Raw genomic sequence first — 20,179 nt, 5'->3', positions numbered from 1 at the left:
CATGACGATCTTCAGCCAGAACACGTTGATCTTCCAGCAGACGAAGAACTTCTCGAAGAACGACTTCGCGATTCTGGATTCCTCCGGGACGCAAATTGCCCACGTGGATACCGGCGGAAGCACGCTGGGGCGCATGTTCGTTGGGGCTCGCGAACTTACTGTCTTCGATGGTCCGGATAATCCGGTGATCGTCGTCAAGGACACGATGACTATGGGCCGCGATCGGTTCGAAATCCTTGACGGCAATGGTTCCCCGCTGGCCAGCTTGGTCAAGAGGATTACCTTCTTCAAGACGAAGGTTTCCATCTCGATGCTGGGAGAAGAGCTCGAGCTGCTGGGCAGCATCTGGGACTTCGACTTCCAGATCACCGGTCCCGGGGGAGTCCTGGGAACCGTGACCCGGGAATGGTCCGGATTGGGCAACGCGTTGATGGGGAAGTCAACCTACGCCGTGAGCCTGGCCGAAAACCTCACAAGGCAGCAACGCCAAGCAGTGATCGGTTCGGTGCTGGCGCTGGATTTGATCCGTGAAAAGCAACAGCGCAATTCCTGACTGAATCGAAATAGTCGCCGGCAGGAATACTTCCTTTTAGCAGGCCAATAACGGTTCTGAGGTGCTGTCGTGTTGCAGTCGGGTAACTTTCGCGTTGATGTCGTGGTGCTTTCGCAAAGCCATTGGCTAGCGTGAGTCCCATGAATGAATCACGCATCGCACAGCTTCGCCGCATCAAGGGCTGGACGCAAGAACGCCTAGCCGCAGAAAGCGGCATTACTGTCAGGACGGTCCAACGGCTCGAAGCCGGAAACGACGCGAGCCTGGAAACCATCTCCCAGGTTGCCAAGGCACTGGATGTGCCGGTTGGAGACCTCTTCACGAGCGTCCAAACCCCAAAGTTCTCTGAGGCCGTGGACGGGCTCGAAGCGCGAACCCAAGCGGATCAAGAACGCCGGGATTCGGTCACCAAGGGGATCCTGCTCGTGTTCCGCGGCGTGGGCATCCTGGTCACTTTCGGCACGGTCATCTTGGCAACCACCGGCAACTTCGGCTGGTACATCTGGTTGCTGATCCCGGTGTACTGGGGCGTCGGGAAGCTCCTGCTTGAAGCCGTCTCCCGGTTGAGCCTCGATCCCAAGCTTGATGCCAAGTACCCGCTATCCAGGGCGAATCGGAAACTACTGAGCTAGGGGCGGGCTCTGAAGCGGGAACCTCGGGCCGCTCATGAGGTTCCCACGGGTCGTTAGAGTGCCTGTTGCCCGTTGATAACCTGCCGTTTACCCCCTGCTGGTCTGATCAATGACTATGAGTTCGATTTCCCCGCAGGTCAAGAATTTCCGTCCGGAGATCCAAGCGCTACGCGCCTTGGCAGTTCTGCTGGTCGTGGCCTATCACCTTGAGCCATCCGTGGTTCCGGGCGGCTATATCGGCGTCGACATTTTCTTCGTCATCTCGGGCTTCTTGATTACCTCGCACCTGCTGCGCGAGGCCGAACACACCGGCCGGGTCAGCCTCCCGAACTTCTTTGCCGGTCGATCGCGAAGAATCCTCCCGGCCGCCATGCTGGTGATCCTGGCAGTGGTCGTGGCAAGTTTCCTGATCCTGCCCAAGACCCAGTGGGGCGAGTTGGGCACCCAAGCCATCGCCTCAGCCTTCTCGGTGCAGAACTGGGTGCTCGCCGCCGACTCCGTCGATTACCTGGCCGCGGACCAGGCTCCCGGGCCGTTGCAGCATTTCTGGTCCTTGGGTGTCGAGGAGCAGTTCTACCTGTTCTGGCCGCTGCTGGTTTTGTCCGCCTGCCTGATGGCCAAGCCGGGGCCGGACGCTAGCGGCGCGGATGCTTTCGCTCCGCGGCGCCGCATGCTCTGGATCTTGTTCGGGGCCGCCACACTTTTGTCTTTGGGGTACTCGGCCTTTGCCGGCTACTCAGGCAATAGCGCCGGATACTTCATCACCACCACGCGCATTTGGGAACTTGCCGTCGGTGGACTGCTGGCCTTGGCAGTGCAGGCGCACGCCAACGGCGCCTTGAAGCTCCCAGCCTGGGTCACCAGCTGGCAGGCCAGGAACCTTGCCGTGCTCGCGGCCTTGGCAGCGATCTGCTTCGCTGCTTTCAGCTACGACGCACTGACGGTCTTCCCGGGCATCGCGGCCTCCATCCCGGTTCTTGGCTGCGCCGTGGTGATCGCCGCGGGCAGCACGCGAGGCCCTGGATCCTTGCATCCCTTGGTGAACTGGGCTCCCGTCCAGTGGGTAGGCCTCGCTTCGTATTCGCTGTACCTGTGGCACTGGCCGCTAATCGTGTTCTACATCGAACTGGCGGGCAGCGAGCCCGGTCCGGTGCAGTCGCTGGCGTTGCTGGCAGGTTCCCTGCTGCTGGCCTGGGCCAGCTTGAAGTGGGTCGAGACGCCTGCGCGCCACTTCCGCCCGATTGCAAGTTCGCCGGCCCGCTCCCTGCTTGCCGGGGCTGTGATGGTCGGGTTGGCGGCGTCCATCGCGCTCTTGCCAGGTGCCATGCAGCAGCAACTTGTGGCAAAGGAGCAGCGAGAGCTGGGATCGATGATGCAAGACCCGCCAACCGGTTTCGGCGCGGCCTCCGTCGACCAGGGGGCACCGGCGTTCCTTGCCGGCCACCGGCAGGTAGTCCCGCTGCCCGCGACGGCCGCCGAAGACCAGCCCGAGCTGGGGGATTGCGTCCAGGAGCCGAAGTCCACGCAAATCAAGGAGTGCGAATTCGGCAGCGAGGATGCCAGCTACACCGTGGCGCTGGCCGGGGATTCCCACGCCGCCCACTGGTTCGAGGCAGTCAGCGGCTACGCACAAACCAAGGGCTGGAAGGTCGTGACCTACCTGAAGAATTCCTGCCCGTTCTCCGACGCCCAGCGCAAGGCGGACCGGGATGGCAGCATCAACTGCGAAGAAGCCATCGACCAGACCATGGATGCGTTGACCTCGCGCGATGACATCAACGCGGTGATCACCGCGAACTGGGGAGGTGCCACATTTACTACCGACGCGGCACAGGGCTTGGCCTCGACGTGGTCCGCGTTGGAAGATGCGGGCCTGCCGGTCTATGCCATTGTCGATACCCCGCGTCCACCGCAGGATTCCTATGCGCGGGACTGCGTAGAGGAAAACGTGCAGGATCCAGGCAAGTGCTCCTTCCCTGAAGCGGGAGCCTACGAAAAGGGCGATGCCACCAAGCAGGCCGCCGAACTGGAACCGCGCGTCGAGGTGCTCGACTTCAGCGACTACTTCTGTGTGGACGGAACGTGCCCGGCAGTAGTGGGGAATGTCTTGGTCTACCGGGACAAGCACCACATCAGCGATACCTACATGCGCACCTTGGCCCCGATCTTCGGTGAAAGGATCGAGGCTGTCCTGGATTCCAAGTAGCCGGGCATGATCTAGGACACCAAGCCTTATGCAAGTTCGGGTCTCTCGGGTAGGATTGGAAGGTCTGTGCCACTGCATGCCCGAAAGTTGGGTGTTTGGTGCGCAGATAACGCAAGAACCTCCTGTTGCGGAAATACCGCGACCGTTTAGCCCAAAGGAGGTGGGTTCACATGCGTGCTTATGAACTTATGGTCCTCATTGATCCAGAGGTCGATGACCGCACCGTAGAGCCAACCATCGAGAAGTACCTCGAGGTTGTTCGCTCCAACGGTGGCACCATCGAAAAGGTTGATGTCTGGGGTCGTCGCAAGATGGCTTACGAGATCAAGAAGAAGGCAGAAGCCACTTACGTAGTGGTGAACTACACCGCAGAACCAGCCGCTTCCGCTGAGCTTGAGCGCCAGCTGAAGATCAACGAGCTGATCCTGCGCCACAAGGTCACCCGTCCGGAAGAGGCACGCGTTTAATTACGCGCAACCTTCCGTCGTAGGAATTAACGTTCAATCTTTCTAAGGAGAGTCAATGGCAGGCGAGACTGTTATTACCGTTATCGGAAACCTGACTGCCGATCCGGAGCTGCGTTTTACGCCGTCCGGTTCAGCCGTAGCGAACTTCACGATCGCTTCGACTCCTCGCACGTTTGACCGCCAGTCCAATGAGTGGAAGGACGGGGAAGCCCTGTTCTTGCGCGCATCGGTGTGGCGCGAAGCTGCAGAGAACGTTGCCGAGACGCTGACCAAGGGCATGCGCGTCATCGCCCAGGGTCGCCTGCGTTCACGTTCTTACGACACCAAGGAAGGCGAACGTCGCACCGTCATGGAGCTTGAAGTCGATGAAATCGGCCCATCGCTCCGTTTCGCGTCGGCCAAGGTCACCCGTACCCAGCGCTCCGGCGGTGGCAACGGCGGCTTCGGCAACGGTGGTGGAGGCTTCTCCAACGCACCGCAGCAAAGTGCACCAGTGCAGGCTCCGCGTCAGCAGCAGCCGCAGCAGGGTGGCGGATGGAATGCTCCAGCCGCTGACCCATGGAGCACCGGCGGAAACAACGGTGGCGGCTGGGGCAACCCGGGCGCAGACGAACCACCTTTCTAAACAATATTTATTCACCATCCCGCAGATCACTCTGCGGGCTCCAAAGCTAAAGGAGCTCCACGATGGCTAAGGCTGAAATCCGTAAGCCCAAACCAAAGTCCAACCCATTGAAGGCCGCTGACATCACCGTCATCGACTACAAGGACACCGCCCTGCTGCGCAAGTTCATCTCCGACCGCGGTAAGATCCGCGCTCGTCGTGTAACTGGCGTTTCCGTCCAGGAACAGCGCAAGATCGCACAGGCAATCAAGAACGCACGTGAAGTTGCCCTGTTGCCTTACTCCGGCGCTGGCCGCGGCTAAGGAAGAGGGATAGCAAAATGGCAAAGATCATTCTGACTCACGAAGTATCCGGTCTCGGTGCTGCTGGCGATATTGTCGAGGTAAAGAACGGCTACGCCCGTAACTACCTGCTGCCACGCGGCTTCGCAATCGTCTGGACCCAGGGCGGTGAGAAGCAGGTGGAGTCGATCAAGGCTGCACGTGCTGCTCGCGCTGTTGCAAACCTTGAGGAAGCTCAGGAACTTGCAGCCAAGCTGAAGTCCCAGCCGGTGAAGATCACCATCAAGGCTGGCTCGAACGGTCGCCTGTTCGGCACCGTCAAGACCACCGACATTGCTGCTGCCGTCGAGGCTGCCGGTCTGGGCAAGATCGACAAGCGCAACATCGAGGTTAACGACCACATCAAGTCGACTGGCAACTACACCGCAACCGTTCGCGTACACGAGGACGTTGTTGCAAACCTGCGCCTGCAGGTTGTAGCTGCTGCCAAGAAGTAAGTCTTCCAGACTCCGCTTCTGATCAAGAGGTGGCGTGCGCTCCGCAAGGAGTGCACGCCACCTCTTGGCGTTAACCCTCCGGGTCCAGCCAAGGCTGAGTCGCATCCGCCGAGTGCCGGGATTAACGCCAGATGGCCGCGATGCTTCGGCATCGCGGCCATCGATCGGGATTCCAGTTTCTCAGTGCGCCATCCGGGATCCGCCAGCTGCATGGTGCATATCCATGGCAGGGGAAATCGCGAGCAGGCCGGAGACGATGCCGACACCACCGCAGATCCACGACATCCATGCGGCGCCGGCGAAATCGGTGAACGATCCCATCCACGGCGAGGCGAACAGCAGTGCGCTGGCGATGGCCAGTGCCCATTCCATGGAAACCAGGCGCGGCATCATGACGCTCCAAACACCGGTGACCACCATGAGCAAGCCGAAGACCAGCATCAGCGTCATCGAGGTGCTGGTTCCGTCTAGCCAGGTGGTTGAAACTGCGGCAACAATACCTGCCGCGACGCCGACCCAGTCTTGCCACCGAGTCCATTTCTTCATTGCTAATACCTCCAACATCCATTGCAGAGGGCTCCTTGGCGGGAGTCGATTTAAATGTAGGTTCGAGGTTGCCGACGCACAATCCGATTTCGGGAGCATTTTGGTAAAGGCTTGGCCATCATCGCCGCATTTTCCTCTGGCCACTGGGCAATGCCAGCCTGTATCCGGTCCACCGCGGGTTTGCACATAATTCACCAGATCGCCTTGTGAAAGGCGCGTCCTAAACGTTGGCATTGAATCTCCGGGCTCGTAGCCTCGAAGGTGAATGCGTTCTAAGCCAGCATGATCTAGAGAAACGGTGGAACAAATGGGTTTTGCGTATGCCGATCCTGAAGTCTTGACCGAGGCCCAGCGCGAAGCTGTGGCTGAGCATCAGCGCCGTGTCCAGGTCGAGTCCCGGCGCCTGTCGTTGCGTGCACTGCGCGAAGAAGCAGAGCTGAGCCAGGTTGAGCTGGCCGGCGCGCTGAAGCTGAGTGTCGACCGCATTGCCCGCATAGAGACCGGCGACCTGGATCGAGTCCAGTTGGCGACCCTGCGCCGCTACGCAGAGGCCATGGGCGCTCGCCTGCAAGTGCGGGCGATCCTTAAGGACATGCACGCCGAAATCGGCTAGCGATCCCACCGGCCCGCAACGATTGCCGCGCGGCTTTTCCCGGCCGACCGGTCAGCGCAAATTGAGCCCTGCTCGTCGATAAACATGCCACCCGTCGCGCAGAAGCGCCCGGTGAGGTCTGAGTCACTGCGCCAAAGCCGCTAAAGTATTCCGGTGAGATGCAGGTTATAGACCTGCATCACAAGGAAGTTCTAAAGGGGTTATTTTGCACGAACGTATTCACCACCGGGCCTTTGCTGATCGCTTGATGAGCGCCGAGCAGGCTGCCGAGTTCATCAAGCCGGGCATGACCGTAGCCATGAGCGGCTTTACCGGTGCTGGATACCCGAAGGCAGTGCCCGGGGCATTGGCCGCGCAGATGGAGCGCCAGCACGCTGCCGGCAAGGACTTCAAGATCAACGTGCTGACCGGCGCTTCCACCGCCCCTGAACTGGATGGCGTGCTGGCCAAGGCCGAGGGCATGAACCTGCGCCTGCCGTACATGTCCGACCCCGAGCTGCGCCGCCGGATCAACGACGGCAACATGGAATACATGGACATCCACCTGTCCCATGTGGCCCAGCACGCCTGGTTCGGCTTCTACGGCAAGATCGATCTGGCCATCGTCGAGGTTGTCGGCGTCACCGCCGAGGGCGCCTTGATCCCTTCCAGCTCGGTAGGCAACAACAAGACCTGGCTGGAAATGGCCGACAAGGTCATCATCGAGGTCAACAGCCAGCAGCCAGCGGCCATGGAAGGCATGCACGACGTCTACTACGGCACCGCGCTCCCACCGCACCGCAAGCCGATCGACCTGAGAACCGTGCGCGACCGCATCGGACAGCAGTACATGAACGTCGACGTGAACAAGATCGTCGCCGTCGTGGAAACCGACGCACCTGACCGCCTGAGCCCCTTCGCGCCAGTGGACGAGACCAGCGAGAAGATCGCGGATCACCTGCTGACCTTCCTTGATTCCGAGATCCGCGCCGGACGCCTGTCCGAGAAGCTGCTGCCTCTGCAGTCGGGCGTGGGCAATATCGCCAACGCCGTGCTGGCCGGCCTGTCCCGCGGCGGCTACAAGGGCCTGACCGCCTACACCGAGGTCATCCAGGACGGCATGCTGGAGCTGATCAAGGACGGCACCATCGAGTTCGCCTCCGCCACCAGCTTCTCGCTGTCCTCGGAGGGCATCGAGGAATTCAACCGCAACGTCGACCACTACCGCAAGCGCATCCTGCTGCGCGCCCAGGAGATCTCCAACCACCCGGAGATTATCCGCCGCCTGGGCTGCATTGCGCTGAACGGCATGATCGAAGCCGACATCTACGGCAACGTGAACTCCACCAACGTGCTCGGCTCGCACGTGATGAACGGCATCGGCGGTTCGGGCGACTTCGCCCGCAACGGCTACCTGTCGGTGTTCATGTCCCCATCCACCGCCAAGGGCGGCAAGATCTCCGGCATCGTTCCGATGGCCTCCCACGTGGATCACACTGAGCACGACACCATGATCCTGATTACGGAGCAGGGCCTGGCCGACCTGCGCGGGCATTCGCCCAAGCAGCGTGCGCAGATCGTCATCGACAATTGCGCCCACCCGGAGTACCGCCCGATGCTGCAGGACTACTTCGACCGCGCCTGCAAGGAGAGCTACGGCAAGCACACCCCGCACCTGCTGGGCGAGGCGCTGTCCTGGCATGAGCGCTTCCGGCAGACCGGAGACATGCGCCCGGCCAACTAGGCTGGACTGGATCAGATGGCGGAGGGCCGGCACCATGGTTCCGGCCCTCCGTCATTTCCATGGCATCCGGCCGCAGGGACGGCTTGGCGGAGATTATCCAGTGGGTGACTGCGGAACGAGCTTGATGCCCAGGATCTGGTCATCCTGCGGGGTCGGGTTGCCGCGGCTGTCGGTATTGCTGGTCAAGACCAGCAGGTCCCCATTCTCGGACAGCAAGGCATCGCGCAGCCTCCCATGCTCTCCCTCCAGCAGTTCTGATTGGCTATCGGGTGAATCCAGGCTGACGCTGCGCAGGAGCGCTCCGCGCAGGTTCGCCACGTACAAGGTATCGTCGACAATCGCGATGCCGCTGGGGCTCGCCTCGGACGGCGCCCACTGCGCGATCGGATCAGTGTACTGATCCGTTGTGCCGCCGGATCCCTCGACCAGCGGCCAGCCGTAATTGCCTCCGGCCTCGATGATGTTCAACTCGTCCCAGGTGTTCTGCCCGAACTCGCTGGCATACATGGTCCCGTCCGAGCTCCACGCCATGCCCTGCACATTGCGGTGCCCGTAGCTGTAGACATAGGTTCCTGAGAATGGATTATCGTCCGGGATGCTGCCATCCGGTGCCATGCGCAGTATCTTGCCGCCCAATTGCTGGAGGTCCTGGGCCTGCTGGGGGTCCGCCGCGTCCCCGACGGAGGCATAGAGCATGCCATCGGGCCCGACTGCCAGCCGCCCGCCATTGTGGATGCTCGCCGACGGCAAGGCGGAGAGCAGCGTGCGCGGTGCCGAGAGCGAAAGGCTTCCCGTGGTGCCCTGCACGGTGAACTGCTGGATGCGGTTGCCTGATTCCGTGGTGGAGTAGGCGTACAGCTGATCGGGGGCGAGGAAGGCCAAGCCGAGCAACCCGCCTTCGCCCTGGGCTGCCACGCCATCGACCCGAGCGACTTCCTGATGCTGCCCGGAATCCAGGATTTCCACGATGCGTCCCGAATCCCGTTCGCTGACCAGCAAGCTGCCTTGGGCGTAGACCATTGACCAGGGGGCTTCCAGACCGGTGGCCAGGGGAGCGGGCGTGTTGGCAGGCTGGTCGCTGGCGGTCGGTGCAGCGCACCCATTGAGCAGGAGCATGCCAACCAGCGTCCAAGGAAAGAGGATGCGAGGCATGATGCTGCTAGCTGTGTGCTGGTTGATGGCGCGTCGGACGATAGGTCAACTTCTGGATCCGGCCGTCCAGCAGCTTGGAATCGACAAGTTCCAGGTCGTAGTCGTCCACCCCGCCAAGTACAGGAGCTGAGCCGCTGTGCCCGGTCAGCACGGGGAAGATGGTCACCTGGATGAAATCGACCAGGCCTGCCGCGAGCAGGGAATGGTTCATGGCGAGAGAACCGTGGGAGCGCAGCGGCACATCCGAGGTTTCCTTCAGCCGCGCGACGACTTCCAGTGCATCAGCGCGCTCCAGTGTGGGGTTGGGCCAGTTCAAAGGCTCTTCCAAGGTGGTGGAGATGACGGTGGCGGGCTTGTCGTGCAAGGCTACGCACCACGCGTCTTCCACCTCGGGATTCATTTCGATTTCTTCCCAGAAGCGGCTGAAGAGGCGGAACGTGTTGGCTCCGAAGACTACTCGGCATGCTGGCGTATACAGTTCGAGCCGATGGGCCAGCAGTTCCGGCCCTTGCTTTCCCCAATAGCCGCCCCAATCGCTTCCGGCACTGCCGAAGCCATCAAGGCTGCTGAACACATCGAAGGTATAGGTCGCGCTCATGGCGAACCTCCTGGAGCTCGGGCGTTAGATGCCACCTACCGTACGCAGGTGCTCGCAGAGGGAAAAGCAGTGACGCGGGATTCTCAGGGAACCGTTATGGACCCTGGACCATGGTGACCACGATGGATAGCAGTTGCACAACCAGCAGGCCGAAAGCCAGCGAGATGAGCGCCCATCCAAAGCTCTTCTTCAACGCAGCCACGATGCCTCCCAATAAGCCAAAGGCAGTGGGCAGGAGGAACATCCAGACTGGTTTTGCCGTCCCTGTGTCTGCCCAGTCAATGAGGGCCAGGGCAGAAGCAAGCGCCAATCCCATCATTACCCAAGTCCATAGCGGACATTTGCCGACGAGTATATTTGCGGAGACCTTCAATTGCGCACCTTCTTCCCGCCTTTGACAGTACTGCATCTGTGCATTGCGGGCGCACTACATGAAATACACGCCCACTGTGCTGGACATGATGCGCATCTTATGAATTTTCTGCTTGACGTCATTCCTCGGGCAAGTCCACATTCTGGGTACGCAGCTGGCCACGGGAGAGCTGCTTGCCGGTGGCTTCATCGGTGATGATGACCTCCCAGAGCTGCTGGGTGCGCCCTTGGAATAGTGCAGTGGCGACCACCTGGACCCGTGCTCCGGTGGAAGGACGGAGGAAATCGGTCGCGTTGTGCACTCCAACGGCGAATTGCCCGCGTTCGGCCACCGCATAGCTGGCGCCGACCGACCCTGCGCTCTCGATCATCGAGGCGTACACGCCGCCATGGACCACGCCCCACGGAGTGTGGTGGTTCTCGTCCAACTGCGCGTGGCCACGTACTTCAGTCGCCGTGATTTCATCGAATTCCAATCCGATGCTTTCGCTGAATCGGCTGGTCTTGTCAGGAATCCGTGGTGCTGGCTTATCCAATGAGTGATCCTCGGGCTAGTTCGTCGTGCTGTCTTCGAGCGCCTGGGCGCGCAGGACATTCTTCTGCACCTTACCAGTGGAGGTGCGCGGCAGATCCTGCGGGAAGACGATGGTGCGCGGCACCTTGAACCCTGCCAGCTTCTCGCGGGCGAAGCCAATCAGGGTTTCGGCATCCAGTGTGGATCCGCTGGCGCGGATGACATAAGCCACCGGACGCTCGCCCCATTTTTCGTCGGCGACGCCGATGACTGCCAGATCCAGCACCTCTGGGTGCGATGCGAGGGCCTGTTCCACCTCGATGGTGGAGATGTTCTCGCCCCCGGAAATGATGATGTCCTTGGCCCGGTCGCGCACCTGGATGTAGCCGTCCGGGTGCAGGACGCCGATGTCGCCGGTGTGGAACCAGCCGCCATGGAACGCCTGGGCGGTGGCCGCTTCGTCGCGGTAGTAGCCGATCATGACGTTATTGCCGCGCAGCACGATCTCGCCCATGGTCTGCCCGTCCGCCGGGACATCGTCCATGTTCTCGTCGACAATGCGCGCGGACTCGGCGGTGATCATGCCAACGCCCTGGCGGGCGAGCTTCGCTGACCGGGCCGGCCCATCGAGCTCATCCCACTCATCCTGGTATTCGCACACCGTGTACGGCCCATAGACTTCGGTCAGGCCGTACACGTGGACTACTTCGATGCCCAGATTCTGCAGCTTGGAGATGATGGCCGGGGATGGCGGAGCGCCAGCGGTGGTGATCCGCAATGGCGCATCAAGCTGGTGGGCGCGGGTGGAGTCGGCGATGATGGAGCAAACGGTAGGGGCGCCGCACAGGTGTGTGGTCCCCAGATTCTCGATGGCGTCCCAGACCGCATCCTCGCGCACGCCGCGCAGGCACAGGTGGGTTCCTCCTGCTGCGGTAACGGCCCATGGGGTGCACCATCCGTTGCAGTGGAACATCGGCAGGGTCCACAGGTAGCGGGTCTTCGCGGTGAAGCCCTGGTGGTGCGCTTCGCCCAAGGAATTCAGGTAGCTGCCACGGTGCGAGTAGAGCACACCCTTCGGTTTGCCGGTGGTGCCTGACGTGTAGTTGAGGGTGATCGGCGCCCGCTCGTCAGCAATGGCATAGGGAAGCTTCTCATCTGAGGCTGCTGCCAGCAGCTCGTCCAAGGTGGCGTCCACTTGCACTTCGGGACGCGGACCGGAGTACTGGTCATCGGTGATTTCGATGAGCGCCTCCAGCGTTGGGTTCTCCCGGCGCAGGGCCTTCGTATTCTCCAGCAGCTCGGTGTCGGCAAGCATCAGCTTGGCAGCCGAATGATCAATGATGTATTGCAGCTCGTGTGCTGAGAGGCGGGTATTCAGAGCAATGAGGACGCCACCAGCCAGTGGTACGGCGTAATGCGCCATGAGCATTTCGGGAGTATTCGGTGCCAGCACGGCCACGCGGTCCCCCGGTTCAATACGCGCCTTCAGCGCCTGGGCAAAGCGGTGCACGCGTGCTTCGAGTTCCGCGTAGGTGTAGCTGCGAGTTCCATGGATGACGGCGGTCTTCTTCGGATAGGCCTCGGTTGTGCGCTCAAGGAAACGCAGCGGGGTCAGTTCTGAATGGTTTGCCTGAATCTCTACCATGGTGTGGCTATTCCTCAATCGTCAGCGATGGTTACGGAGAACAATAAGCGGGAGTGTGACTCAACGCACTCCATGATCAATAGTGCCATGAACTTCAGCGTCATGCGGAGAAACCAAGTTTCATTACGGTGAGCGGTAGCGAATTCGCGACAGGCCTCCGGTTCCAGGGGGAGAGCCTGGTCTTCAGCTGCAACGTGACCGGAGAAGGTCCGTAATGCAAGTTGCGTAGAAGGTCTCGGGCAAGGGGGATATGGCGAATAAAAGACTGCTAAAAGCTTCATTTCAAGGTATTGGATCGAACGTTTCGTTGAATATTGCGATTTGCGAAGCAAAATGTTTGACGCGTGTTCGACATGAGCCATATCGTTTTAAGCAGAATCAAGAGCATCAGCTATAAGCCCTGGCTTGCTGATCGGCAACCCTCTCAACGGTAGTGGGGTGCTCCAGGTGAGGATTCGGTTCCACGCAAAAACGTGCTGGAACAAGTACCGCACACGGCGCGGAACTCCGACTCTGGCGGCTTCGAGAAGCAAGAAGCTCCGGCGTGCGGACTACTGCGCGGTGGGCAAGACCCGAAGGAATCGAGCCATGTCATTGAATCTTGAACTTGACCCGTTGACCCTGCGCAAGGTTTTCGCTCAGCATCCGTCAGGCGTAGCCGCCCTCTGTGCAGAACTGGATGGCGAGAAGAACGGCATTGTGGCTTCGTCATTTACCGTGGGTGTTTCCCTCGAGCCAGCACTGGTGATGTTCGCCGTGCAGAAATCATCGAATACGTGGCCAAAACTGCGCAACGCTGGCCGCATCGGCGTTTCGGTGCTCAGCGAACGCAATGAAGGAGTGTGTGCTCAGATCGCGTCGAAGAGCGGCGACCGATTCCGCGGGATCGACACCTATTCCTCGGAGCAGGGCGCACTGTTCATTAACGACTCCACGCTGTGGCTGGAAACCTCGATTTACAACGAGGTCGAGGCGGGGGATCACTGGGTGATCTTGATGGAAGTCCACGGGCATCGCATCTCGAAGCACTCGCCGCAGATCTTCCACGATTCACGCTTCCATTCACTGCCGGTTCCCGAGCTCGTCTAAGCTCTTCTGAACTTCCAAAGCTTTGGCCAGATCAACGTATTGATCTGGCCAAAGCTTTTTTGATTTCGAAGGCCCTCGGAAACACTGGATCCCTGTGCCAATCTGAAAACTAGGCGCGATGCCTCTTGATCTCCGGGCGCACCGGCAGCAACCCTGGACTACATGCGGCCCATGCACTGCGAGCAAGTTCGACGTGTAAGTGCACTTCCACTGCAGCTGATTGCGGAGGTATATCGGCGGCAGTGCGCCAAGAGCCCAGTTACGGCTTCAAAATTACGCAACGCCACGTCGGCGACATCAAGTTATCCACGGCCCTGAGCGGTGAAATTCTTGTCGGTTGTGAACTACTTCGGGCTCGGAGCCTTGATAGCGAACATTAATCCGTGGTGACTAAGGGTTTTGCATAATTAACAGTATCCACAGTGTTATCCACAAAACCGTGGATGAAGTGTGGGGAAATGTGAACAAAGGAGCAAAAACCCCGGAAACTGGGCGATTGCGGGTGTTGATAACCTCGATGTGGTTGGCGTGACCTTCAATGAATTAACTTTCTTTCCACAAGTGTGAAAATACAAACAGCCTAGTCAATCGATGTTACCGGTGTGTAGAGTGGGGTAATCCACAGGGTTCTCCCCAGACTGTGAACAGGGGAGTCCACAGGTAGCGGTGTGTTATCCACATATTCTGTGGATAATGAGGTTTACGCCTGTTAATAACAGCCCTAGTGTTGGCTTCGGGAGAGAAATATCCACAGGCGCTTTACAGCTAAATGTCCGTATCGACTGACATGATGAAGCGTTGCCATGAGGGCAAGGAGAATTTTCCCAGCGGGTCAATAGGGGATGGAAGTGTCTGCAATGAGTGCTGAGCCGATTTACGAAGGACGGGAATCCGACGCAGGGCGCAAGCCGCCACAGGATATCGAGGCCGAAATGTCGGTGCTCGGCGGCATGATGCTTTCCAAGGATGCGATTGCCGACGTCGTTGAATCCATCCGCGGCACCGACTTCTACCGTCCCTCCCACGAATCCATCTACGAGGCAATCGTTGACCTCTACGGCCGCGGCGAGCCAGCCGATGCGGTCACCGTAGCCGACTTGCTGACCAAGCGCGGCGAAATTTCGCGCGTGGGTGGCGCTGCCTACCTGCACAACCTCATCCAGCAGGTTCCCACTGCGGCGAATGCCGGGTACTACGCAGAAATCGTGCGCGAACGCGCAGTGCTGCGCCGGCTGGTTGACGCCGGTACGCGCATCGTCCAGATGGGCTACTCGCCGGATGGCGAGGTCGACGCAATCGTCAACGAAGCCCAGGCCGAGGTGTACAAGGTTGCCGAGAACCGCAGCAGCGAGGACTACGTGCGCCTCTCGGACATCATCGAAGACACCGTCGACGAGATCGAGAACGCGGCCAACGCTGGTGACGGCATCACCGGCGTGCCCACCGGCTTCTACGAATTCGATGAGCTGACCCAGGGCCTGAAGGGCGGCCAGATGATCATCATCGCCGCCCGTCCTGCCGTCGGCAAGTCGACGTTCGCGCTGGACTTCGCCCGGTCCGCCGCGATCAAGCACAACATGGCCACCGTATTCTTCTCCCTGGAAATGGGACGCAATGAAATTGCGATGCGCCTGCTCTCGGCCGAAGCATCCATCCAGCTCCAGGACCTGCGCAAGGGCTCCGTGGAAGATGCGCAGTGGACCAAGATCGCCACGACCATGGGCCGGCTCAACGAAGCCCCGCTGTTCATCGACGATTCGCCGAACATGTCCATGATGGAAATCCGCGCCAAGTGCCGCCGGCTGAAGCAGCGCAACGAGCTGCGCATGATCATTCTCGACTACCTGCAGCTGATGAGCTCGGGCAAGCGTGTGGAATCGCGCCAGCAGGAAGTCTCGGAGTTCTCGCGTAACCTCAAGCTGCTCGCCAAGGAACTCGACGTGCCGCTGATCGCGTTATCGCAGCTGAACCGTGGTTCGGAGCAGCGTACCGACAAGCGGCCCATGGTCTCGGACCTGCGTGAATCGGGCTCGATCGAGCAGGACGCCGACATGGTCATCCTGCTGCACCGCGACGACGTGTACGACAAGGAAAACCGTCCGGGCGAGGCCGACGTGATCATCGCGAAGCACCGTGCAGGTCCGACCAAGACCATCACCGTGGCCTTCCAGGGCCACTATTCGCGTTTCAATAACATGTCCAACGAGGGTTAGTCCCAGTCAGAACTCATATGGCACCTACTAACCCGGCTCATTGCTGGCTATAGTGGGTGCCATGTTCGCTTCGTTGCAGGCTTTGCTTTGGGGCACCGTGGCCGGGTCCGCCCTGCTGCTGGGGTCCGGTGCTGCCTGGTGGCTGAAGATCCCCAAGCTCTGGGTCAGCGCCATCATGGCTTTCGGCGCCGGGGTCCTGATCAGCGCCCTGGCCTTCGAGCTGGTGCTCGAAGCCTATGGCACCGGTGGCCTTGGTGCGACGCTGGGCGGTGTCATTGTGGGCGCTGCCTTGTATTTCGGTGCGAACCGGCTGCTGGACTGGCGGACCGGAAAGCGGCAGGCGCAGCGCGCAGACGAGCAGGATTCGTCCGGATCCGCGCTCGCGGTCGGCGCGCTCATCGACGGCATTCCAGAATCCGTGGCCCTGGGACTGACCGTTGTTGCCAGCGCAAGCATTAATCCGGCAATGCTGATCGCCATTTTCATCTCCAATGTCCCCGAGGGCCTGGCGAGCACCGCCCAGATGAAAGCGTCCGGGAAGAAGGGATCCTCGATCGCGTTGCTCTGGGGCGCCATCGCCATTTCCTGCGGCATCGCGGCCTTCCTCGGGTCGCTGCTGCTGGAATCCATGACCGGCGAGGTGCTGGCTTTCGCCACCGCCGTCGCTGCCGGAGGCATTTTGACGATGATCGCCGACACCATGGTTCCCGAAGCCTACAAGGTGGAGCACGACTACACCGGATTGCTGGTGACCTTGGGCTTCCTCGCGGCGTTCAGCCTGCACGTGATCGGCGGCTAGGCGAAACCTGAGAACATGGATGCATGCCCCTGAACCGCAGCAGCCAATCAACCGAGCGCGCCGAGTCCACCATCTATGCTCCGCAGTATCTTGCCACCACCCTTGGCATGTTCGTGCTCGTCTTCCTGGTCGCCTTCGAATCCATGGCCGTGACGACGGTGATGCCGCTGGTCAGCGAGCCGCTGGACGGTGAACGCTACTTCGCGCTGGCCTTTGCCGCGCCCATCGCCAGCGGCATGCTGGGGATGGTGGCTGCTGGAGAAGTCACCGACCGCTGGGGGCCGAAGCACCCGCTGTTCATCGCCGTTGCCGTATTCTGCGTTGGGCTGCTGATCTGCGGCTCAGCCGAGAACATGCAGACGCTGATTGCCGGGCGCATCCTGCAGGGAATCGGCGGTGGCGCGATCACCGTCGCCATCTACGTGCTCATTGCCCGGGCGTACCCCGGGCACCTGCACTCGAAGATCTTCGCCCTGTTCGCTACCGCCTGGGTGATCCCGGCGATGATCGGCCCCTGGATGGCAGGCCTGATCGCGGTGCACCTCGGCTGGCGCTGGGTATTCTCCGGCGTGGCAGTGCTGGTGGTTCTCGCGTTTTGCGGGGTCGTACCGGCGTTGAAATCGCTGCGCTCGACGCGCAATCCTGACCTGGGGCCGATTTCCATGAAGCGGCTGGTGCTGGCCGGCCTGACCGGGGTGGCAGTTATCTGCATGAATCTGCTCGGAAATGCGCAGGGCCGCTGGTCCCTGCTCGGTCTGGTCCTGGCGCTGGCGGTAGCCTTGGCCGCGGTTCGCCCGCTGCTGCCCAAGGGCACATTCAGCTTGGCCAGGGGACTGCCGTCCACCATCATGACCCGCATCTTCGTGGCCGGTGCCTTCTTCGGCGTGGAAGTCTACCTGCCCTACCTGCTGCGCGAGGATTACCACTTGGGCCCCGACCGGGCCGGCCTGATCCTGACGGCGTCGGCACTGTGCTGGTCGGTGGGCTCATGGCTGCAGGGAAAGCTGGGGGAGAAGGTGGAATCCTCCACCTGCATCACCGTGGGGGCGATTGCCGGCTGCATAGCGATTTCAACTGCATTGGCTACCGCGGTCTTCCATCCGCCGGTGCTCGTGCTGGTCTGCGGATGGGCTGTGGGCGGCTTCGGCATGGGCATGATCTTCCCGAGGCAAAACGTGAACATGCTGGCCCTGTCCGCCAAGGACGAGCAGGGATTCAACTCATCGGCAATGACCGTGGCCGACTCCCTGGGCAATGCCGGGGTCACCGCCGTCGGTGGGGTCATCTTCGCAATGGCCGCCACCGGCATGGGGTTCATCTCGGTATTCAGCTTCAGCCTCTTGCTGGTGCTCGTCCTGATCGCGATCTCGCCGCGCACCAAAGCTGTTGCGCGGCCGGCAGCCTGACTACGCTGGGGTCATGGGCACCGAGCTTCCGAAAACCAGCAACCCCGCGGCCAGGGCCTTCGAGCAGGCCGGCATCACCAGCCTCGAGCAGGCGGGGCAGGCCGGCGCCGCGGCGCTGCTCGCACTGCACGGCGTGGGTCCGAAAGCCATCCGCCTCCTGAGCGAAGAGCTGGCCGCGCGAGGCCTGGAGATGAATCCTTGAACTGCCCGGCTCAGCCGCGCGGCAGGATATCCAGATGGTGCTTTTCCGGTTCCACCAGATGCTCCGCGTACTCGGTATGCTTGGCAACATAGGCCTTCACATAAGGGCAGACCGGAACTATCCTGGCACCGCTGGCGATGGTGTTCTCCAGCGCGAACTTCACCATGATGCTGGCCAGGCCTTGCCCGCCATATTCCTCATCCACGGTGGTGTGGAAGAAGATCCGCTCGACTCCTTCTGAACCGTCGAAATCGCGGTAGTGCGCCGCGCCGATGATCTTCCCGTCATCGTCAAGGGCGAAACGCTGGCGCTCGGGCAGAAATACTGGCTTGATATCGCTCATGGATAGCTCCTTGTTGGCTAGGCGGGGTTCACCCGCGGGCGCAGGCGAACCGTGGGAAGGGCAGGGGCTGGCAAGGCTGCGGGGGTATTCGGCGGGAAAGGCCCGAAGCGGTTCTCGGAGGCATCACCGGGTTCCGCCCCGATTTCGGCTTGCCACTGCGCACGGAAGGCGAGGACTTCCTCATGGGTGCGGCCCACGAAGTTCCACCACATCAGGATGTCTTCCTTCAGCGGTTCACCGCCGATGAGCAGCGCCAGTACTGGCTGGTCGCCGGACTTCAGGTGCAGGGTCTTGCACCCGGCACGCACGAAACCCAGGTCGCGCGGGGCGAGTTCGTGGCCGTTGACTTCAAGGCTGCCGGAGTCCAGGAGGATTCCGTGCTCATGGTGCTCCGGAACCACCACGTCGATCTCGGTATTCGGCTCGAGACGCAATTCCGCGCCGCCGAGCTCGGTGTGGGTCTTCACCGGGGAGGCCGAGCATTGGCCAGCTACCGTGTACGTTCCCAAGAACACCGAGAGCGACCAGCCGTCAGCGATCAGCGGTTCCGGGCGGTAGTTCTCGAAAGTATGCTCCATGTCCCGCGCATGATCAGGCAGCGCGGTCCATAACTGGGCGCCGTGGAGGACGGTGGTCTGCTCGGTAAGGATCTCCGAATGGCTGATTCCGTGTCCGGCGGTCATCAGGTTGACCTCGCCAGGGCGCACGGTTGCCGTGAACCCGGCAGAATCCATGTGGTTGATCTCGCCGGTGAAGAGCCAGGAGACGGTCTGCAGTCCGGTGTGCGGGTGCCGGGGCACGTTCATCCCGCCGGTGACCTTAACGTCGTCCGGACCGTAATGGTCAAGGAAGCACCAGGCGCCAATCAGGCTGCGCTGCTTTTGCGGCAGTGTGCGGAAAACCGTCATGGCCCGTGGACCACCCAGCGGCACTTCGCGTGGTTCAAGGATCTCAACCTCTGCCCCGGAGCGCAGTGCATGGCAGTCGATTTCCTGCGGGCTCTGCTCAAGATTGCTCATAGGCCAAGGGTATTCACTGCAGCCCTTTTTGACTACTCGCCCCGCCATTTTCCATGTTGGCGGTAGCGGTGCAGTTGGCCCGTGCGGGCCTGGGTCCGGCAGCGCAGTTTTCGGCCGGGGTACGATCGATGCAGTGGTATTAGGCGTCTTTCAAGGAGCTTGCAGCAACGTGGACAGTGCAATTCTTCGCGACGAAGATCTTCTCAAGCTGGAAAAGCAGGTCTGCTTCGGCCTGGCCGTAGCCTCGCGCTCGGTGATCTCGGCATACAAGCCCGTGCTGGATCCGCTGGGACTGACTCATCCGCAGTACCTGGTGATGCTGGCCCTCTGGGATCTGGGACCGATGAGTGCCAGTACCCTCAGCGGGCACCTGCATCTGGATCCGGGAACGCTCTCGCCGCTGGTCAAGCGGCTGGAAACCGCCGGGCTGGTAGCCAAGACGAAGAACCCGGACGATGAGCGGGCAGTGGTCATCCAGCCCACGGAGAAGGGCGCAGCGCTGCGTGCCGAAGCGGTGAAGGTGCCCCGAGAGATGATGGCCCGGCTTGCCCTCTCGGAGAAGGATGTCCTGGAACTGCGCAGCATCCTGGACCGCATGATTGCCGCTGGTGCGAACGCTCCGAAGAGCTAGGCCCAATTTAGTTGGTGCACCAACTAATGACGTATGATTGATGTGCAAGCACT

At 61.0% G+C, this 20,179-nt stretch carries 22 protein-coding genes and 1 riboswitch; of the genes, 15 read left to right on the top strand and 7 right to left on the bottom strand.

Annotated elements, in window-relative coordinates:
* Position 1: 1 nt before the first annotated feature.
* The 7 genes from ATK23_RS13505 to rplI all read left to right on the top strand — a co-directional run bounded on the left by ATK23_RS13505 (position 2) and on the right by rplI (position 5,261).
* The gene (locus tag ATK23_RS13505) at positions 2-553 is read left to right on the top strand and encodes an LURP-one-related/scramblase family protein (protein ID WP_157801662.1); all 552 of its coding nucleotides are present in this window, start codon (positions 2-4) and stop codon (positions 551-553) included.
* A 140-nt stretch (positions 554-693) separates the two neighbouring features.
* A complete protein-coding gene (locus ATK23_RS13500; protein WP_066142830.1) occupies positions 694-1,185 on the top strand; it encodes a type II toxin-antitoxin system RelB family anti-toxin in 492 nt (163 codons plus the stop codon).
* Between the two features lie 109 nt (positions 1,186-1,294).
* Positions 1,295-3,391, top strand: a complete 2,097-nt coding sequence (locus ATK23_RS13495) for an acyltransferase family protein (protein ID WP_245858428.1) — start codon at positions 1,295-1,297, stop codon at positions 3,389-3,391.
* 170 nt (positions 3,392-3,561) lie between these two features.
* Positions 3,562-3,858, top strand: a complete 297-nt coding sequence (rpsF, locus tag ATK23_RS13490; protein WP_038992775.1) for a 30S ribosomal protein S6 — start codon at positions 3,562-3,564, stop codon at positions 3,856-3,858.
* Between the two features lie 55 nt (positions 3,859-3,913).
* Positions 3,914-4,483: a single-stranded DNA-binding protein gene (locus ATK23_RS13485; protein WP_066142836.1), complete on the top strand. Its 570-nt coding sequence runs from the start codon at positions 3,914-3,916 to the stop codon at positions 4,481-4,483.
* Between the two features lie 62 nt (positions 4,484-4,545).
* Positions 4,546-4,785 (top strand): 30S ribosomal protein S18, encoded by a 240-nt coding sequence (gene rpsR, locus ATK23_RS13480; RefSeq protein WP_013350683.1) that lies wholly within the window; start codon positions 4,546-4,548, stop codon positions 4,783-4,785.
* Between the two features lie 17 nt (positions 4,786-4,802).
* A complete protein-coding gene (gene rplI, locus ATK23_RS13475; protein WP_038992777.1) occupies positions 4,803-5,261 on the top strand; it encodes a 50S ribosomal protein L9 in 459 nt (152 codons plus the stop codon).
* A 180-nt stretch (positions 5,262-5,441) separates the two neighbouring features.
* Here the strand turns inward: rplI and ATK23_RS13470 are convergent, their stop codons facing one another.
* The gene (locus ATK23_RS13470; protein WP_038992779.1) at positions 5,442-5,807 is read right to left on the bottom strand and encodes an SPW repeat domain-containing protein; all 366 of its coding nucleotides are present in this window, start codon (positions 5,805-5,807) and stop codon (positions 5,442-5,444) included.
* Positions 5,808-6,114: 307 nt separating this feature from the next.
* Between ATK23_RS13470 and ATK23_RS13465 the strand changes: the two genes are divergently transcribed.
* On the top strand, positions 6,115-6,420 hold the full coding sequence (locus tag ATK23_RS13465; RefSeq protein WP_066142843.1) for a type II toxin-antitoxin system RelB family anti-toxin: 306 nt from the start codon (positions 6,115-6,117) through the stop codon (positions 6,418-6,420).
* 205 nt (positions 6,421-6,625) lie between these two features.
* Positions 6,626-8,143, top strand: a complete 1,518-nt coding sequence (locus ATK23_RS13460) for a succinyl-CoA:acetate CoA-transferase ScpC (protein ID WP_174520617.1) — start codon at positions 6,626-6,628, stop codon at positions 8,141-8,143.
* Positions 8,144-8,236: 93 nt separating this feature from the next.
* Here ATK23_RS13460 and ATK23_RS13455 read toward each other — a convergent pair whose 3' ends face one another.
* The 4 genes from ATK23_RS13455 to ATK23_RS13435 all read right to left on the bottom strand — a co-directional run bounded on the left by ATK23_RS13455 (position 8,237) and on the right by ATK23_RS13435 (position 12,424).
* Positions 8,237-9,295, bottom strand: a complete 1,059-nt coding sequence (locus ATK23_RS13455; RefSeq protein WP_066142847.1) for a PQQ-dependent sugar dehydrogenase — start codon at positions 9,293-9,295, stop codon at positions 8,237-8,239.
* Positions 9,296-9,302: 7 nt separating this feature from the next.
* Entirely contained in the window at positions 9,303-9,893 is a 591-nt protein-coding gene (locus ATK23_RS13450) for a dihydrofolate reductase family protein (RefSeq protein ID WP_066142849.1), read from the bottom strand.
* A 491-nt stretch (positions 9,894-10,384) separates the two neighbouring features.
* Complete coding sequence (locus ATK23_RS13440; RefSeq protein WP_083515635.1) at positions 10,385-10,801, bottom strand: PaaI family thioesterase; 417 nt, start codon at positions 10,799-10,801, stop codon at positions 10,385-10,387.
* A 15-nt stretch (positions 10,802-10,816) separates the two neighbouring features.
* Entirely contained in the window at positions 10,817-12,424 is a 1,608-nt protein-coding gene (locus ATK23_RS13435) for a long-chain-fatty-acid--CoA ligase (RefSeq protein ID WP_066142855.1), read from the bottom strand.
* A gap of 376 nt (positions 12,425-12,800) precedes the next feature.
* Positions 12,801-12,918, top strand: a riboswitch (SAM riboswitch).
* A 94-nt stretch (positions 12,919-13,012) separates the two neighbouring features.
* Here ATK23_RS13435 and ATK23_RS13430 point away from each other — a divergent pair.
* The 5 genes from ATK23_RS13430 (at position 13,013) to ATK23_RS13410 (ending at position 18,133) form a co-directional block, all read left to right on the top strand.
* A complete protein-coding gene (locus ATK23_RS13430; RefSeq protein ID WP_066142858.1) occupies positions 13,013-13,513 on the top strand; it encodes a flavin reductase family protein in 501 nt (166 codons plus the stop codon).
* 857 nt (positions 13,514-14,370) lie between these two features.
* Positions 14,371-15,726, top strand: a complete 1,356-nt coding sequence (gene dnaB / locus ATK23_RS13425) for a replicative DNA helicase (protein WP_066142861.1) — start codon at positions 14,371-14,373, stop codon at positions 15,724-15,726.
* 61 nt (positions 15,727-15,787) lie between these two features.
* Entirely contained in the window at positions 15,788-16,525 is a 738-nt protein-coding gene (locus ATK23_RS13420) for a ZIP family metal transporter (RefSeq protein ID WP_066142864.1), read from the top strand.
* Positions 16,526-16,548: 23 nt separating this feature from the next.
* Positions 16,549-17,931, top strand: a complete 1,383-nt coding sequence (locus ATK23_RS13415; protein WP_066142867.1) for an MFS transporter — start codon at positions 16,549-16,551, stop codon at positions 17,929-17,931.
* Between the two features lie 13 nt (positions 17,932-17,944).
* On the top strand, positions 17,945-18,133 hold the full coding sequence (locus ATK23_RS13410; RefSeq protein ID WP_066142870.1) for a helix-hairpin-helix domain-containing protein: 189 nt from the start codon (positions 17,945-17,947) through the stop codon (positions 18,131-18,133).
* Between the two features lie 10 nt (positions 18,134-18,143).
* On the opposite strand, the gene ATK23_RS13405 is transcribed toward ATK23_RS13410, so the two are convergent.
* The gene (locus ATK23_RS13405) at positions 18,144-18,476 is read right to left on the bottom strand and encodes a GNAT family N-acetyltransferase (RefSeq protein ID WP_066142873.1); all 333 of its coding nucleotides are present in this window, start codon (positions 18,474-18,476) and stop codon (positions 18,144-18,146) included.
* 17 nt (positions 18,477-18,493) lie between these two features.
* Complete coding sequence (locus tag ATK23_RS13400; RefSeq protein WP_066142876.1) at positions 18,494-19,495, bottom strand: pirin family protein; 1,002 nt, start codon at positions 19,493-19,495, stop codon at positions 18,494-18,496.
* Between the two features lie 169 nt (positions 19,496-19,664).
* On the opposite strand from ATK23_RS13400, the gene ATK23_RS13395 reads away from it, so the two are divergent.
* Positions 19,665-20,126, top strand: coding sequence for a MarR family winged helix-turn-helix transcriptional regulator (locus ATK23_RS13395; RefSeq protein WP_066142879.1), 462 nt, complete (start codon positions 19,665-19,667; stop codon positions 20,124-20,126).
* Positions 20,127-20,179 lie beyond the last annotated feature (53 nt).

Origin of the sequence: Glutamicibacter nicotianae, from assembly GCF_002797775.1 — a bacterium.
GTDB classification, from domain to species: domain Bacteria; phylum Actinomycetota; class Actinomycetes; order Actinomycetales; family Micrococcaceae; genus Glutamicibacter; species Glutamicibacter nicotianae.
The sequence above is the reverse complement of the archived record's forward strand: the minus strand, read 5'-3'. Positions and strand labels throughout refer to the sequence as shown.

Excerpts from the sequence above, each read along its gene's own strand:
- ATK23_RS13450 (WP_066142849.1), bottom strand. The coding sequence starts at position 9,893 with ATGAGCGCGACCTATACCTTCGATGTGTTCAGCAGCCTTGATGGCTTC.
- ATK23_RS13470 (WP_038992779.1), bottom strand. The coding sequence starts at position 5,807 with ATGAAGAAATGGACTCGGTGGCAAGACTGGGTCGGCGTCGCGGCAGGT.
- ATK23_RS13410 (WP_066142870.1), top strand. The coding sequence starts at position 17,945 with ATGGGCACCGAGCTTCCGAAAACCAGCAACCCCGCGGCCAGGGCCTTC.
- ATK23_RS13400 (WP_066142876.1), bottom strand. The coding sequence starts at position 19,495 with ATGAGCAATCTTGAGCAGAGCCCGCAGGAAATCGACTGCCATGCACTG.
- ATK23_RS13495 (WP_245858428.1), top strand. The coding sequence starts at position 1,295 with ATGACTATGAGTTCGATTTCCCCGCAGGTCAAGAATTTCCGTCCGGAG.
- ATK23_RS13455 (WP_066142847.1), bottom strand. The coding sequence starts at position 9,295 with ATGCCTCGCATCCTCTTTCCTTGGACGCTGGTTGGCATGCTCCTGCTC.
- ATK23_RS13465 (WP_066142843.1), top strand. The coding sequence starts at position 6,115 with ATGGGTTTTGCGTATGCCGATCCTGAAGTCTTGACCGAGGCCCAGCGC.
- ATK23_RS13500 (WP_066142830.1), top strand. The coding sequence starts at position 694 with ATGAATGAATCACGCATCGCACAGCTTCGCCGCATCAAGGGCTGGACG.
- ATK23_RS13415 (WP_066142867.1), top strand. The coding sequence starts at position 16,549 with ATGCCCCTGAACCGCAGCAGCCAATCAACCGAGCGCGCCGAGTCCACC.
- ATK23_RS13405 (WP_066142873.1), bottom strand. The coding sequence starts at position 18,476 with ATGAGCGATATCAAGCCAGTATTTCTGCCCGAGCGCCAGCGTTTCGCC.
- ATK23_RS13435 (WP_066142855.1), bottom strand. The coding sequence starts at position 12,424 with ATGGTAGAGATTCAGGCAAACCATTCAGAACTGACCCCGCTGCGTTTC.
- ATK23_RS13505 (WP_157801662.1), top strand. The coding sequence starts at position 2 with ATGACGATCTTCAGCCAGAACACGTTGATCTTCCAGCAGACGAAGAAC.
- dnaB (WP_066142861.1), top strand. The coding sequence starts at position 14,371 with ATGAGTGCTGAGCCGATTTACGAAGGACGGGAATCCGACGCAGGGCGC.
- ATK23_RS13420 (WP_066142864.1), top strand. The coding sequence starts at position 15,788 with ATGTTCGCTTCGTTGCAGGCTTTGCTTTGGGGCACCGTGGCCGGGTCC.
- ATK23_RS13485 (WP_066142836.1), top strand. The coding sequence starts at position 3,914 with ATGGCAGGCGAGACTGTTATTACCGTTATCGGAAACCTGACTGCCGAT.
- rplI (WP_038992777.1), top strand. The coding sequence starts at position 4,803 with ATGGCAAAGATCATTCTGACTCACGAAGTATCCGGTCTCGGTGCTGCT.
- rpsR (WP_013350683.1), top strand. The coding sequence starts at position 4,546 with ATGGCTAAGGCTGAAATCCGTAAGCCCAAACCAAAGTCCAACCCATTG.
- rpsF (WP_038992775.1), top strand. The coding sequence starts at position 3,562 with ATGCGTGCTTATGAACTTATGGTCCTCATTGATCCAGAGGTCGATGAC.
- ATK23_RS13430 (WP_066142858.1), top strand. The coding sequence starts at position 13,013 with ATGTCATTGAATCTTGAACTTGACCCGTTGACCCTGCGCAAGGTTTTC.